Origin of the sequence: uncultured Kiloniella sp. (assembly GCF_937128705.1) — a bacterium.
In the GTDB taxonomy this organism is placed as follows: Bacteria; Pseudomonadota; Alphaproteobacteria; order Kiloniellales; family Kiloniellaceae; genus Kiloniella.
Genome location: NZ_CAKZMP010000225.1, coordinates 20,828 through 35,360, shown reverse-complemented (window position 1 = coordinate 35,360; position 14,533 = coordinate 20,828). Strand labels below are relative to the sequence as shown.

At 45.5% G+C, this 14,533-nt stretch carries 14 protein-coding genes, 1 tRNA gene and 1 pseudogene; 7 read left to right on the top strand and 9 right to left on the bottom strand.

Features of this window, described 5'->3' with window-relative positions; genetic code table 11:
- Positions 1 to 512: pseudogene (locus tag Q0241_RS11845) on the bottom strand (ABC transporter substrate-binding protein); the annotation flags it as partial.
- Between the two features lie 282 nt (positions 513 to 794).
- Here Q0241_RS11845 and Q0241_RS11840 point away from each other — a divergent pair.
- The gene (locus tag Q0241_RS11840; protein ID WP_299377601.1) at positions 795 to 2,189 is read left to right on the top strand and encodes a cache domain-containing protein; all 1,395 of its coding nucleotides are present in this window, start codon (positions 795 to 797) and stop codon (positions 2,187 to 2,189) included.
- Entirely contained in the window at positions 2,186 to 2,827 is a 642-nt protein-coding gene (locus Q0241_RS11835; RefSeq protein WP_299377599.1) for a response regulator transcription factor, read from the top strand. Before Q0241_RS11840 ends, Q0241_RS11835 begins: the two co-directional genes overlap by 4 nt.
- A 66-nt stretch (positions 2,828 to 2,893) precedes the next feature.
- Here the strand turns inward: Q0241_RS11835 and Q0241_RS11830 are convergent, their stop codons facing one another.
- The gene (locus tag Q0241_RS11830; RefSeq protein ID WP_299377597.1) at positions 2,894 to 4,339 is read right to left on the bottom strand and encodes a TrkH family potassium uptake protein; all 1,446 of its coding nucleotides are present in this window, start codon (positions 4,337 to 4,339) and stop codon (positions 2,894 to 2,896) included.
- Between the two features lie 73 nt (positions 4,340 to 4,412).
- Here Q0241_RS11830 and Q0241_RS11825 point away from each other — a divergent pair, with 73 nt between their 5' ends.
- Positions 4,413 to 4,538, top strand: a complete 126-nt coding sequence (locus tag Q0241_RS11825) for a hypothetical protein (RefSeq protein WP_299377595.1) — start codon at positions 4,413 to 4,415, stop codon at positions 4,536 to 4,538.
- Between the two features lie 25 nt (positions 4,539 to 4,563).
- On the opposite strand, the gene folE is transcribed toward Q0241_RS11825, so the two are convergent.
- The 7 genes from folE to Q0241_RS11790 all read right to left on the bottom strand — a co-directional run bounded on the left by folE (position 4,564) and on the right by Q0241_RS11790 (position 11,810).
- A complete protein-coding gene (gene folE / locus Q0241_RS11820) occupies positions 4,564 to 5,172 on the bottom strand; it encodes a GTP cyclohydrolase I FolE (protein ID WP_047765473.1) in 609 nt (202 codons plus the stop codon).
- A 55-nt stretch (positions 5,173 to 5,227) separates the two neighbouring features.
- Positions 5,228 to 5,620, bottom strand: coding sequence for a Co2+/Mg2+ efflux protein ApaG (apaG, locus tag Q0241_RS11815; RefSeq protein ID WP_299377591.1), 393 nt, complete (start codon positions 5,618 to 5,620; stop codon positions 5,228 to 5,230).
- A gap of 278 nt (positions 5,621 to 5,898) precedes the next feature.
- Positions 5,899 to 7,164, bottom strand: coding sequence for a SulP family inorganic anion transporter (locus tag Q0241_RS11810; protein WP_299377589.1), 1,266 nt, complete (start codon positions 7,162 to 7,164; stop codon positions 5,899 to 5,901).
- A gap of 248 nt (positions 7,165 to 7,412) precedes the next feature.
- On the bottom strand, positions 7,413 to 8,096 hold the full coding sequence (locus tag Q0241_RS11805; RefSeq protein ID WP_299377587.1) for an ATP-binding cassette domain-containing protein: 684 nt from the start codon (positions 8,094 to 8,096) through the stop codon (positions 7,413 to 7,415).
- Between the two features lie 8 nt (positions 8,097 to 8,104).
- Entirely contained in the window at positions 8,105 to 9,886 is a 1,782-nt protein-coding gene (locus Q0241_RS11800; protein WP_299377585.1) for an ABC transporter permease, read from the bottom strand.
- Positions 9,862 to 11,130, bottom strand: a complete 1,269-nt coding sequence (locus Q0241_RS11795) for an ABC transporter substrate-binding protein (RefSeq protein WP_299377583.1) — start codon at positions 11,128 to 11,130, stop codon at positions 9,862 to 9,864. Before Q0241_RS11795 ends, Q0241_RS11800 begins: the two co-directional genes overlap by 25 nt.
- 191 nt (positions 11,131 to 11,321) lie before the next feature.
- The gene (locus Q0241_RS11790; protein WP_299377581.1) at positions 11,322 to 11,810 is read right to left on the bottom strand and encodes an Hsp20 family protein; all 489 of its coding nucleotides are present in this window, start codon (positions 11,808 to 11,810) and stop codon (positions 11,322 to 11,324) included.
- Positions 11,811 to 12,084: 274 nt separating this feature from the next.
- Here Q0241_RS11790 and Q0241_RS11785 point away from each other — a divergent pair.
- The 4 genes from Q0241_RS11785 to Q0241_RS11770 all read left to right on the top strand — a co-directional run bounded on the left by Q0241_RS11785 (position 12,085) and on the right by Q0241_RS11770 (position 14,520).
- Positions 12,085 to 12,158 (top strand) — tRNA-Gly (locus tag Q0241_RS11785).
- A gap of 55 nt (positions 12,159 to 12,213) precedes the next feature.
- Entirely contained in the window at positions 12,214 to 12,669 is a 456-nt protein-coding gene (locus tag Q0241_RS11780; protein ID WP_299377579.1) for an NUDIX domain-containing protein, read from the top strand.
- A complete protein-coding gene (locus tag Q0241_RS11775; protein ID WP_299377577.1) occupies positions 12,669 to 13,661 on the top strand; it encodes a glycerophosphodiester phosphodiesterase in 993 nt (330 codons plus the stop codon). The genes Q0241_RS11780 and Q0241_RS11775 overlap by 1 nt, the downstream gene beginning before the upstream one ends.
- A gap of 265 nt (positions 13,662 to 13,926) precedes the next feature.
- Complete coding sequence (locus Q0241_RS11770; RefSeq protein ID WP_299377575.1) at positions 13,927 to 14,520, top strand: biotin transporter BioY; 594 nt, start codon at positions 13,927 to 13,929, stop codon at positions 14,518 to 14,520.
- The last annotated feature ends 13 nt before the right edge of the window (positions 14,521 to 14,533 follow it).

The window sequence follows — 14,533 nt, the reverse complement described above, 5'->3', positions numbered from 1 at the left end:
GTGTTACCGGCCATGAAGGATTTTAGATTGTACTGTGCAGACAGTTTGTCCCACAGTTCCTGACCGCCGCCATAGTGAACCCAGGCGTCGAGTTCGTTGGCGGTAAAACCAAACGGAACAGCTGTGAAGAAGTTAAAAGCCTTGTGTTTACCTTGCCAATAGTACTCGGCACCGTGGTACATATCCGCTGTACCGTTTGAAACTGCATCAAAGGATTCAAATGGGGGAACCAACTCACCCGCAGCATATAGCTTAACGTTCAGCTTACCACCGGATGCCGCCGTGATACGGTCTGCAACACGCTGGGCACCTGTGCCAAGGCCAGGGAAGTTTTTGGGCCAGGTAGTAACCATTTTGAGGTCTCGAATACCTTTGACAACTGCGGGTGCTTCAACTTTTTTGGTTTCCGTCGTGGCCACTGGTGCTTGTGTGCCTGTTGTTGCAACATAAGTTGCTCCTGTACCGATAACAGCTCCTGTTGCTGCGCCAGCTAGAAAATCTCTACGATTCATTAAAATTGCCTCCGGTTAGAAAGAATAATCTCAAATTTTTTAAGATTTCTCATTTTATTATGACACCGTTTCTTTGCCGGCTTGGTTTCTGCTGTAAAATATTGAGGACTGTCTATCAGTAACAGCCCGAGATTTAAATTCGCAGCACTTGGTAGTTAATCACGTTTAGTGGGGGTACGAAAATACCAACTAATACTGAGAGAAAAGCAAAAAGTAGCATGCTATAGTCAGAATTTAGTGCAAATATCCCGTAATGTTTCAGGGTGGACGGAAAATAAGCTTATGAATTTAAAGCAGAAAGTACTCTTGCTTGCAACCGTTCCCTTAATTTTGGCGATTTCAGCCATATCTATTTTGGTAAGCTATCAAACACAGCGTTTATCCAATGATGAAATCGCGGCATTTGAACGAAACATGGTTAATGCCAAGAAATTGGAACTTTTAAACTACCTAAGTCTCGCCCAGACATCGATAAGACATATCTATGACCCCGCTGAAGCATATGATTCGGACGCGAAAAGGCAGGTAAAGGAAATCCTGAAAACCCTGACTTACGGAGAGGATGGCTATTTCTTTGTGTATGATTTCGAAGGAACAAACCTTGTTCACCCTAAACAACCCGAGTTGATTGGTCATAATTGGTGGGAACTCAAAGACACCACGGGTAATCTTGTTATTCAGCACTTGATTTTCAGGGCACAAGAGGGAGGCGGTTTTCATCGGTATCTCTGGGCAAAGCCTTCCTCCGGGGAGATTAGAGATAAAATTAGCTATGCGGTCGCTTTGGATAAATGGAACTGGATGCTGGGAACGGGGCTTTATATTGATGACGTTATCGCCCAAGTCGCTGAATTTGAGCTGGAAGTTGAAGAACGCATTCGTGAAACGTCTGTGATTATCCTTATCATCACTTTCACCGCACTTGGTGGGGTTTTTGTGACCGGGATTGCGATAAATCTGCACGAGCGTCGTGTCGCAGATGGAAAGTTAAAGGATCTCACGCAGCGTATTATTGAAACACAGGAAGAAGAGAGGGGGCGCGTGGCCCGTGAACTTCATGACGGGATCAGCCAAATTTTGGTTTCGATAAAGTATGCGCATGAAGTTGCCTTGAAAAAAGCCCAACGGATAACCGAAGATACTGAGGGGGTCGCCGGGGCCATTGAAAAAGGAGCAAATGCGCTGAACATCGCGATTAATGAAGTTCGACGCATTTCTCGTGATCTCAGGCCTAGCCTTCTTGATGATCTAGGATTGTCGCCTGCCTTGGAAAGTTTAGCTCATGAATTTTCAGAGCGTACGAATATTAAAATTAAAATAGGTACTGTTACCTTTAAAAATTTGCTCCCAAAGGATGCAAAAACAACATTGTTTAGAGTGGCGCAAGAAGCTCTAACGAACATTGAACGCCATGCAAATGCCGACCATGTTGATATTAATTTGGCTGCACATCAGGGAATTGTGACGTTAGAAATTTCTGATAATGGTTCCGGTTTTGATATTCAGGGGCTGAACACAAAAAAAGATCCCCTTGCAGGAATTGGATTAAGAAATATGCAAGAGCGTATGGAACATCACGGTGGAGAGTTAGACATAACATCTTCCCCGTCGGGAACGAAGATTGTTGCGACACTTCCAAAAGGTATTTTGCGTACGGAGGCCGAGATAAAGTCATGACGAATGAGAAAAAAGTAATATCCGTACTGCTTTGCGATGATCATCCTTTGGTTCGTGATGGCCTTAGGTCCTGCCTGGAGCTTTACGACAATATTGAAGTGATTGGGGAGGCGACAACCGGAGCTGAAGCTTTGGCCAAATCGGAAGAGTTAAGACCGGACGTTGTCCTGATGGATATAAATATGCCGGAATTGAATGGGTTGGACGCAACAGAAATATTTGCCGAAAAGTATCCTGAAATAAAACTCCTGATTCTGAGCATGCATAATAATCGTGAATATATTTCCAGCGCTTTACGCTATGGGGCACGGGGGTATGTTTTAAAGGATGTACCATCTCAAGAAGTGGTTGCTGCTATTGAAGCCGTGCATTTAGGGGGAACCTACTTTAGTTCGGGAGTGTCCAAGATTCTGATGTCATATCAGGATAGTGATGCGGAAGGCCCCTTAACCACACGCGAGCAAACTATTTTGTTGTTGTTGGCAGAGGGGAAAAGCAACAAGCACGTTGCTTTGGAACTGGATATCAGTGTGCGTACAGTCGAGACTCATCGTAAGAATATTAAGCGTAAGTTGGATATAAGCTCTACCGCAGGTTTGACGCGATATGCGATCGAGAACGGGTTGCTTTCAAGCTAAAGCGATTATTCCCTGAAAATGTTTAGGGGGAAAATGTTTAGGGTAAAATGCTTAGAGGCTGTTGACCTAGCCGCGCCAGAAACGAGGAAGGATCATCACCATAATCGTGAAGAGTTCCAGCCGTCCAAGAAGCATTCCCGCAGACATGAGCCACTTGGCACTATCTGGTAGAGGCTGGAAGTTTCCGGCGGGGCCAATGGTTTCCCCAAGGCCAGGACCAACATTTGCAATTGCAGTTGCCGCGCCTGAAATAGCAGTGATGAAATCCAATCCCGAGAAACCTAATCCTGCTGCAAGCAAGACAAAACTGACGGCAAAGAGGAAGAAGAAGCTCATGACTGAGTCTGAGACACTTTCCGGGATCGGGTTACCATTATAGGTTGGAAAGAAAATACCGTTGGGTTGGATCAAACGGTTGAGCTGTGCCTCAGCAGTTGAATAGAGAACCTGCAGGCGGAATATTTTAATGCCACAGGTCGTGGAGCCTGCGCACCCACCGACAAACATCAATATAAATAGCAAGGCGAGGGCAAAGCCGCCCCATAGGCCGTAGTTGGCAGTTGTAAAGCCACTACCTGTCATCAGAGATATGACATTAAATGCGGATAGTCTTAGGGCTGTAGCAAAAGAATAGCCATTATCAGCAATAAGCCAGTAAGTTATAAGGGCAATTGATAACCCAAGAATGATCAAAAATGTTTTTACCTGACTATCTTGAATTAGAGATTTGAAGTCCCCCCGAATAACGCGCAGATAAAGAATAAAGGGAATGGAGCCAAGAACCATAAACCCACTGATAGCCCAATGAATTTTAGGATCTTCAAAGTGCCCAATCGAGGCATCGTAGGTAGAGAAGCCTCCTGTTGCGATTGAAGTCATGGCGTGAACTACGGCGTCAAAACCGCTCATCCCCAAAAGGGACAGGATGATTGCTGCCCCGATTGTGATAAAGACATAAAAGATGGAAATAGCGGCAGCAATCTGCGCTGCTTTGGGAAGTACTTTGTCTGCTTCGAAAGCTTCTACCCGGAACATCTGCATACCACCGACTTGTAGTATCGGAAGAATGGCAACGGCCATGACAATAATACCGATACCACCCAGCCATTGCAGAATCCCACGCCAAAGAAGGATACCTGGGGGGGTCTCATCCAACCCGACAATAATGGTAGAGCCAGTTGTTGTGATCCCAGACATGGATTCAAAGAAGGCATCGGTGATGCTGAGTTCCAGCTCGGAAAATGCCAATGGGACAGCCCCGGCGATGGCAATGGTCAGCCAAGCAAGGTTTGTAATGACGAAAGCTTCACGCAGGCTAAAGGCCGTCCAGGTTGCGTTGGTTGCCAGAACCATGGATATGCCAACTGAAAGACTAAGGGCAGAAGATGTCGCGAAAACGCGCCAGTCAGGGTGCCCTGCCGCAGCATCGACGATGGCAGGTATAATCATGGCGATGGCCATAATCGAGAGTAGTATTCCTGTAACGAAGACGACGGGACGAAACTTGATCATCTTCAAACCTTTTGGCCAAATAGCGGTTTCATGACCGATGAATAAACAAAAGTAAATCCATCGGGGAGCCAGAATGGCACCTAAAAGATCTTATACCAGTTCCGTCTGGGAAGCAGGTGTAAGGGCGAAAGTGCTGGGAGGGTATCAGAAAATTATTGTTATTGGTATGCAAAAGCCCCCTATCCGCATTGCGGATTAATGGGGGCTTTGGATTTTTATTTTTCTTAAGACGCTGAAGAAGAAGGATTTCCAATCAAAGACAGGAATTCGCGTCTTGTGGAGGGGTTGGTGCGGAACAGGCCAAGCATACGGCTTGTTACCATTGTTACGCCTGATTTGTGAACACCGCGTGTGGTCATGCATTGGTGTGCAGCTTCGATAACAACGGCGACGCCTTTGGGTTGAAGAACCTCGTTAATTGCATTGGCGACCTGCGCCGTCATCTTTTCTTGAATCTGCAGTCGTTTTGCATAGGCTTCGATCACGCGGGCAAGTTTGCTGATGCCGACAACACGATTATTAGGCAGATAAGCGACATGTGCTTTTCCAATAATCGGTGCCATGTGATGTTCGCAATGAGATTCAAACCGGATATCTCTGAGCAATACAATCTCGTCGTACCCTTCGACTTCCTCAAAAGTACGTTCGAGTAATTCCCGAGGCTCAACATTATAGCCTGCAAAAAATTCTTCGTAGCTGCGTACAACGCGATCAGGTGTGCCTAATAAGCCTTCGCGGGTTGGGTCATCACCTGCCCAACGTAGAAGGGTTTCAACAGCGGCCAGAGCTTCATCGCGTGAAGGGCGGATGACTTTGCTATCTTTGTCACTCACGGACTGTAATCCTTTTAGCTTCTACCGGATTCAAAATTCCGATAAAAGTGTTGTTCTAGTTCGGACGCGCTATCTCGTAAGGGCTGTCCAGTGAAAAGGGTGGAACCAATACATCGTATAGTTCCCCGCTAGTGTCTTCCATTTCATAACTGCCACACATGATACCAGAGGCGGTAGAAAGGGGCGTGCCACTTGTATATTCAAAACTTTCACCAGGCTGTAAGAGAGGTTGTTCTCCAACCACGCCAGCGCCTCGGACCTCTTGAATGCGTCCCATTGAATCAGTAATTCGCCAATAACGATTTTTCAAGGTAACGGCCTCGTCGCCTGTATTTTCTATCTGTACCTGATACGCCCAGACATAATGATCATCAGTAGGTGACGACTGATCTTCAAGAAAAGTCGGTGTTACTGTTACCGTTATAGACCGGGTTGTCTGGCTATACATCAACGTTGGCTCCCAAGCTATCTCAAAACGTGACAGCTTTTATCTCGTTTCTGCCGCAAGAGCAAAAATCGAGACAATATTCGGTTATTAAAAAAATCTCATATCACTTTGTTAGACGACTGTTAATATAAATATATTAACAGAAAGCAATCCCCTCTGTGCATTATTCATGGAAATAATGTGAAAAGGTCTTCGGAAAATTGATTTTTGAAGCTTTAGAAATGAACCCAGGGTGAGGTGTCATTCGATTATAGTAAGAGGTCTTTTTTCATTGAGTATTACCGGTTTGGCGGTGACCAATCATTTTTTATATTATTTCGTCTACTAAGGCGCAGAGCTAACCCAACAGATACACCGACACCGATTGCGACAGTCAAATCAACAAGAACAGTCAAAATGAGTGTTAGTAGCAAAAGTATAATGTCGCTTTTCTTGCCACGAGCATATTCACGCCATTTGTGTGGCTCGGTCATGTTCCAGGCCGTGATAGTGAGAAGGGCGGCCAATGCGGGCATAGCCATATAACTTGCCAGTGGAGCAGCGAGCAACATAACAAGCAGTATTATAATAGCATGAATGATTCCTGCTATTGGTGTTTTGCCTCCTGCTTTTATGTTCGTTGCGGTTCGGGCAATTGCGCCTGTAGCTGGAAGCCCTGTGAATAATGCTGAGCCTATATTAGCTATACCCTGTGCTGTAAGTTCGGCATTTGGTCTGTGTTGCCCGTCAATCATTTTGTCGGCTACCATTGCCGATAGCAATGACTCAACGCCTGCTAAAAATGCAATAATTAAAGCAGAAGGAATAAGCTCTATAATTCGAGAGAAAGACAAATCAGGTAGCTGTGGCCATGGTATTTGGCTAGGTAGTTGACCAAAGCGAGATCCGAGTGTGTCCACAGGCAAAGACATCATTGCAACGAGTACAGACCCAACGCCAATACCAATAATTAGACTAGGAAAACGAGGTGCTATACTGCGGAGAACGACAATCAGTATAAGTGTGATAATCGCTATTGTTGTTGCTGGTAAGCTAAGGGTTTGGTGGGCTGCCCAGAAGACAGGTATTTTTTCTAAAAAATCGGCTGGAACGTTATCTATAGACAAGCCAAATAAATCCTTTAGCTGACTTGTGGCAATAATGATTCCTATGCCAATAGTAAAGCCATTAACAACGGCTTCAGGCACAAAAGCTATCAGGTTTCCTGCTCGGAAATATCCTCCAACGAGTAGAATGATTCCTGCCATGAAAGTGGCCAATACAAGGCCATCATATCCGTATTGTGTGATGACGTTGAAAACAACAACGATGAATGCCCCTGTTGGACCACCTATCTGAACGCGGCTGCCACCGAAAAGTGAAATCAATAAACCGCCAATTATAGCGGTTACAATCCCTTTTTCTGGTGGCGCACCTGAAGCGATCGCGATTGCGAGGCTGAGGGGAAGAGCGACTAATGCTACTGTCACACCGGCGAGAAGATCTGCAAAAAAAAGCGATCTGTTATACGCTATTAAAGCTGTGAAAATCTTTGGATTACGCATGATTGGGTGGTCTCGAAAAATTGCGAGCGCTAGACTTGGTTGGTGGCATTCGTAAATATTACGGGCGTGGAGTGTTCGTTAGAGACAATCAAGAACACAGAATATTTCAATAATCTCTGACGAGTATGGTAGATTATACCGTTGCGTCTGGTGTGGATCAAGCTGGCGGTTCGAATAAAATTTTGAGGCTGTAACAGATAATGCCAAACAGGTTTTATTATTTTGATGAAAGCTAATGGGGTTTTCAGTTAGAAATCGGATACTCGAATAACTTTCCCGCCTGTTGATTGAGCATCTTCGGGATCATGGGTGACCAACAAAGTTGGCAAGTTATGTGCCCGGGCGTGCCTGAAGACAAAATCGCGAAAGCGAGTACGTAGTTCAGTGTCCAGTTTCGAGAAGGGTTCATCCAGTAAAAGTGCACGGGGTTGAGAGAGTAGTGTTCTTAATACTGCAATGCGTGCTCGCTGCCCACCAGATAGGGTTGCGGGGTCTCTATTTTCGAACTCTGATAATCCAGCATCTTTTAACGCTTGGGAAATCAAAGATACTCGTTCTTTTTTGCTTTTGATGTGGGCGGGAATACCAAAGCAGAGATTCTCGCTCACGGACATATGTGGGAATAAAAGATCTTCTTGGAACAGCATTCCTATATGTCGTTCTTCAGGGGGAAGGTTGGTTAAGTTCAAATCATCCAGAAAAATTTCTCCGACAAGAGAAAAGTCGCTCTCAAGTGTACCACTTATTGCCGCAAGAAGGCTGGATTTTCCACAGCCACTTGGCCCCATAAGGGTTACAATTTCCCCCGGTGAAATATTCAGGGACAGATTGGTGAAGAGCGCTTCCCCGCGTAAGCATAGCTTCAGGTCTTTTAAATAAAGCGTGGGGAATTGTGCGGGGGTGACAGATTGCTTGAAAGTATTATCGCTCATGATGTCACTTAATGTTCCTTTAAAGCACGGCGATTACGGAAAACAATATTTGGCAAGGTTAGCGCAGCTATAAAACATAACAAAGGTAACAAAGCCTGAAGAAGTGCGTACACGGCAATTATACGTCTATTGCCACTAGCTGAAAGATTGACAGCTTCGGTGGTCAAGGTTGAAAATCGGCCTCCACCGACGAAAAGAGTTGGTAAATACTGGGCTACGGAAACCGCAAAACCTATGGAAAAGGCAAAAAGTAATGGTCTGAGTAACATGGGTAGTCTTATGCGCCAGAACGCACGAGCAGGACTTATTCCCATCGAAAGCGCGACCTTGATATAGCGATCATCGTGTTGTCGGTAAGGGTCTGTCAGGGACAGGAATACATAGGGGAGAACAAAGAGAAGGTGGCTCCAGATAATCGCAAGCCAACTGGCATCGATGCCTGCTTTAATCGTCAAAATTTGTACCCCAAAAAGGAAAGACACCTGTGGGATCATAAGAGGTAAGTACACAAGCCACAGGGCCCCCGATCCGGCTGTTTTCCCCCGGCGTTTTTCATTTTCCAAACAAACGACGACAAGAACGACAGCAACGAAAGAGCTAATCAGGCCAATTATAAGAGTGGAAGAGCTACTCCATAACAGGTTGTGTATATTACGATCCCAGCTTTGGATGCTCCAGACCGAAGGTAAAAAGTCCGGGTATCGCCATCGGCGGGTGAAAGACCAAAGAAGAATGACGAGCAAGCTACCAAAAAACAGTAGGAAAATACTATTCAGGGAAAATTTGGAAACCTGACGAACAGGTTGTTCTAAAAATGTCCGCCGGCCATTTATAAGCCACCTTTTACTTAGCCGGGATATTGCTTTTTCTGTAATCCACCAAGTGACAATTACGCAGATAACCACAAAGAGTTGGAGTAAGGCACCCGCAGCAGCAATAGTCCGATAGTTTAGGTCGGGGTCATTAAACCACCGAAGTACCAATATTGATAACGTAGGCGGTGTTGTTGGGCCGAGGATCAGGGCAATATCAACAACAGATAAGGAAAAAGCGAGAACGGCATAGATGGGGAGGCGGATTTGCTTGTAGATGACAGGCAGTATGCCCTTTACCCATGCTGCGATCGGATGATAACCCAAAGTCTTCGCGAGCTTTAGCCGCTGTTTTGCCTGAGACTGGTCCAATGCCGCTAATATCATTAATAAAAGATAGGGTGTTTCTTTGATCATTAGCCCAAGAACAAGTGATATTCCCCATTCATCGTGAATAATAGCGATATCCGGAGGTCGTTCCCAGCCCGTCGCCCAAGGTGAAAACACGCGGACAATCCAGCCACTTGGGGCAATTAAGAAGGCAAGGCCAATAGCAAGTGCTGAATGGGGGATGGCAAGAATGGGGGCCAAAATTCGGCGCGCTTTTCTAAAACTGGCGGTACCCTGCCACGCTGCAACAAACGAAAGAGATACGATCAGCGAAAGAATTGTTGCGAGGATCCCGCTGGATAGGGACGTGATGAGGGCGCTGGGTAAGGCAGGATGCGCAAAAAGCTGTCCCCAGGCGTTCGTATTTATAGATATCTGCCCTATGACGGGCAGATATCCAAAAGCGGGCAAAACTGTACTGGTAAGCCCTGCTAGAACGGGCAACAGAAAAACCATGAGTGTCAGCACAGGCACCGTGTGCAAACTGAAAAGCACGCTGAGAATTGAGCCGAAATGGTTTTTCATGGCCTGATGGTATCGTATTTGTTTGCTGATGGTCGAATTTATTGTCCGTACCGTGTCAGCCATTCTTTCTCTATACGTTCCATCCAGCTTGGGTGAGGTTCCAGCAAAGTTGGCCCTAGATCTTGAGGAGGCAATGTTGCAACGCCGAGTTCAATTGCTGAAAAGATTTTTTGATCTTCAGCAGATAGCTTTGCAATAGATAAAACGGTGTCATCACCCCAGTATTCCGGATCTTGTTTGCGGGCCTGTGCCTCGGGGCTCATCAGAAAGTTCGCAACAATCATGGCTGCTTCTTTACTGGATGAGTTGTAGGGAATGGCAATAAAGTGTGTGTTGCCAATTGTTCCCTTGTCAAAAACAAAGGTTCGAACGCTTGGCGCCAGTTCACCGGACTTGATAAGGGACGAGGCCGCCCCCGGATTGAATGAGAGGTGAATATCAACTTCACCGTCGTCTAGCAGTTGTTGTTGGGCTGAACTGCTTACGGGAAACTGTTTGCCATCACGCCAAAGAGCAGGATGTAACTGATCAAGGTAATCCCATAAAGCAGCAGTTGTTTTCTTAAATTCAGCTTCGTCTGTTACTGCTTGTCGTAGTATTTTGTGATCATCAACAGATTCAACAAGCACTTGTTTTAAAAAGGTCGAACCCAAGTAGTCAGGTGGTGAGGGGTATGTAAAACGTCCTGAATTGTTCTTGGCCCAAGTTAAAAGTTCTGCAGAAGAATTTGGAGTTTGGTCCACACGGGCACTGTCGTAAATGAAGTTGAACTTTGCCATCCCCCAAGGGGCTTCCAGACCATCAACTGGAATTGTAAAATCCATTGTTGTTGTGGCTTTGTTTTCTATATCGACCAAGGGATAGTTCGGCAGATTTTCTGAGAAGGGGCCAAACAGAAGCCCGTTCTTTTTCATGGAGGCAAAGTTCTCGCCGTTAATCCAGACGAGATCAACAGAGCCTTCGGCATCTTTTCCCGCTGTCTTTTCAGCAAGCACCCGGCTGACAACATCTGCCGTATCAGTAACCTTTACATGCTTGAGGGTGATTTTATTGTCATCCCATACTCGTTTGCCGACCCAAGCGATATATTCATTGATAAGTTCACTGCCGCCCCAGGCATTCCAGTAAACGGTTTGGCCCTGAGCTTTGGTTTCAATTTTTGACCAGTCTTGATTAGCAGTGGTTTGATCTTGAGCGATAACACTTTGTGGTGTCGCCAAGTTGAGAGCAAGCCCGGTAAAAAGAATGGCAGAAGTGAAAGTCTGTTTAATCCCCATTGATACCTCTTCGATGAAACTATCAGCCAACTGATGGTTTCTTGTTTTGTTAAGTTATCGCAAAGGTATAGATCAAAAGCGGCTTTGTCAGCTTTAAGAACCTCTGATCACGAGGGTTTTATCGGAATGGAAAAGCTGGTCTGTATTAATTGTTTGAAAACAAGCGTCGGGAAAAGGACCCGACGCTTGTAAGTATGAACATGTGATAGAACGTAAGGGAATTACGCAGCTTTATTTTTTGTTCCTTCAATTATTTTTTTTGCTTTGCCAAGCAAATTTGCAGGCTGCCCCTGTGTAATTTCAATCGTACGCGGTTTCTTTTCTTCTGGAATTTCGCGGACGAGATCAATGGTAAGCAACCCATCTTTGAGATGGGCATCCTCGACCTTTACATAATCATCAAGTTGGAATTTCTGCTCGAACTTTCGACTGCTCAAGCCATGGTGAAGATATCGACGTTCTTCTTTGGTTGGCGGAATTTCCCCTGAAACATGAAGCATGTTTTCATGAAAGCTGATGTCGAGCATTTCTTGCGTGTAACCTGCGACAGCCATGGTGATTCTGTAGTGGTCTTCGCCGACGCTTTCTATGTTGTAAGGCGGATAGGCAGGGCTATTATCTTTGTAATCAGGAATTTCATCCAGCATCCGTGCCAAGCGGTCAAAGCCGACAGTCGAACGGAAAAGCGGTGATAGATCGTAACGGGTCATAACGACATCCTCCTAAAAGCAATGTGATCATAACAAATGGCCATTCAAGCCAATGTTGCGGGTCTGATTTCAGCCCCCGCTAAACAACATTTAGGAAAGGTTTTTGTGGGGTCAAGAGTAAAAGGTGGAAATTTTGCCACAAAATAATCTCACAAAATAAACAGTGAATTATTTCAGCAAAATTAAAAGGATGAAGGTACATATACCTTGTTATATTATCAGGCAAAGGATAGGACTAGTGATCAGATATGTGCCAATCTAGCGTCTAGCTATCGCGGGTGTAGTTCAATGGTAGAACGGCAGCTTCCCAAGCTGCATACGAGGGTTCGATTCCCTTCACCCGCTCCAATTGTCCGCTATCCAAGTTCGGTTGCTTGATTATTTTATAAAAGAAGGTTCTTTGATGAGTTCCCAAGAAAAAAACACTGAAACGCCAGAAGTGATCAAAATTGCGGCGGCTGTGATTGGTAATAGTCATGGAAAAATGCTGCTGGTTCGAAAAAGAGGCATGTCCTTTTTCATGCAAGCCGGCGGGAAGATTGAGCAAGGGGAAGAGCCCTTGGCTGCTTTGGAGCGGGAGCTGGGTGAAGACCTTGGTTTTACGTTTGATCGATCTGATTGTCGTTTCTTAGGAAAATTTACAGCCCCGGCAGAGAATGAAAATCATACATCTGTCGAAGCTGATGTTTTCTATATTAAAAGTGATGCGTCAGTCGGCCCACAGGTGGAAATTGAACAGGCGATCTGGATTGACCCACGAAACATGGGGTCGATGAAGGTGGCGCCTTTGACCCGTCAGGTGCTGGTTCTCAACTTTGATGACAGCAAGACAATCGGGCAACCTGTAGAGGGTAGCTAATGTTTTTGAGCCAAGGAACAATCAAAGCAGGCGTAATACTCGCTGTTATGGGGGTTGTACAGACAGTAGGGGCGGAAAGTATTTCGCAACGGTTTGCTGATCTGGGTGTGTCAGACGATTTTGATTTGCAGGGGCATCGCGGTGCTCGGGGGCTTGCCCCGGAAAATACGTTGGCTGGCTTTTCCAAGGCGCTGGAGCTTGGTGTTACGACGCTTGAGCTAGATACAGGGGTGACTAGGGATGGTGTTGTTGTTGTTCATCACGATCCTTATTTAAATCCCAATATTGCAAAAGATCCCAAGGGTAATTGGGTTCAGGATAAGTCGCTTATTTTGAACGGGATGAATTATCAGGACGTCGCCAGATTTAATGTGGGCGCCCTTAAACCCGGGTCAAAGTACGCAGAAAGATTCTCTCGGCAAAATTCCGAACAATTTCAGGCTATTCCGAGATTGTCGGATCTTTTTGATCTGGTGATGCGCTCAGGTAACAAGATTGTTCAATTCAACATTGAAACTAAAATAAATCCTCAATTGCCTGATGCGACTGTAACTCCGGATGTTTTTGTCGCGGCACTTCTTACTGTTATTGATAAACACGGCATGTCAGATCGTGTAACGATCCAATCCTTTGATTGGCGGACACTTCAGCTCGTACAAAAACAGGCCCCAGATATACCCACGGTTTATCTGACCGCGCAGCAAAAGTGGTTGGATAACATCGCGATTGGACAAACAGGAACAAGTGGCTGGACAGCGGGTTTCGATGTTGACGATCATGCGGGGAGCATCCCCAAGATGGTCAAGTCTGCGGGGGGACGTGTCTGGTCACCTTTTTATCGAGAAGTTACGCCTGAACTCGTGAAAGAAGCTCATCAAGAAGGCTTGAAAGTCATCCCCTGGACTGTGAACGACCCTGATGATTTCAAGCGGTTAATCAAGATGGGTGTGGACGGTATTATTACCGATTATCCAGATATGACACTTCCTTAAAGATCAAGGTTTTGAGCAAAACATAATCCTGCAAATATCCTGATTGATTGGCAATGAGTATCTCGTTGGTATGGGGAGGCTGAATATAGCTCAATCCCCAGTAATTGTTGCCCGGTATTTGTTGCAATACCCCCAATCAGTACCTGCAGAATTGCAACTTTCTTCTTGGACGCTAGCTTGTTAGAGTAAAGTTGAAATTATCGATTCTTAACAAGGTGATATCAATCGATAACAATTGTTTGCTTATTTTGCAGGAGGCATATTGATGCTCTCGGTACAAACCGCTCACCCTACATTGGGACAGCAACTTGTTGGTTCTCATTCAAACCTTTTAACAAAGATGTTGATGGTCCTCGTTGGGTCCCTTGCTCTTTGGGCGTCGGCTAAAATTCAGATTCCTTTTTATCCCGTTCCAATGACAATGCAGACCACAGTGGTCTTTATGATTGGTATGGCCTATGGCTGGCGCCTGGGCGGGTTAACGATCATGCTTTATCTTTTCGAAGGTGCTATGGGGCTTCCAGTGTTTTCCGGTACGCCTGAAAAAGGGCTTGGTCTTGTATACATGATGGGCACAACAGGGGGCTATTTGCTTGGCTTCTTCTTTGCTGCTGTCTTGCTTGGCTGGTTAGCTGAAAAAGGCTGGGATCGCAATTATATCTCAACCGCTGTTGCGATGATCCTTGGTAATGCAGTGATCTATAGCTTTGGTTTGCTTTGGCTTGGTTCTGTTGTTGGTTGGGACAAGCCTTTGTTGGAATGGGGCATGTTGCCATTCCTAATGGGTGACGCAGTAAAACTTGCGTTGGCTTCATTACTCCTGCCAACGGTATGGAAATTATTGGGAAATCATAAATAATCGATTTTTACCA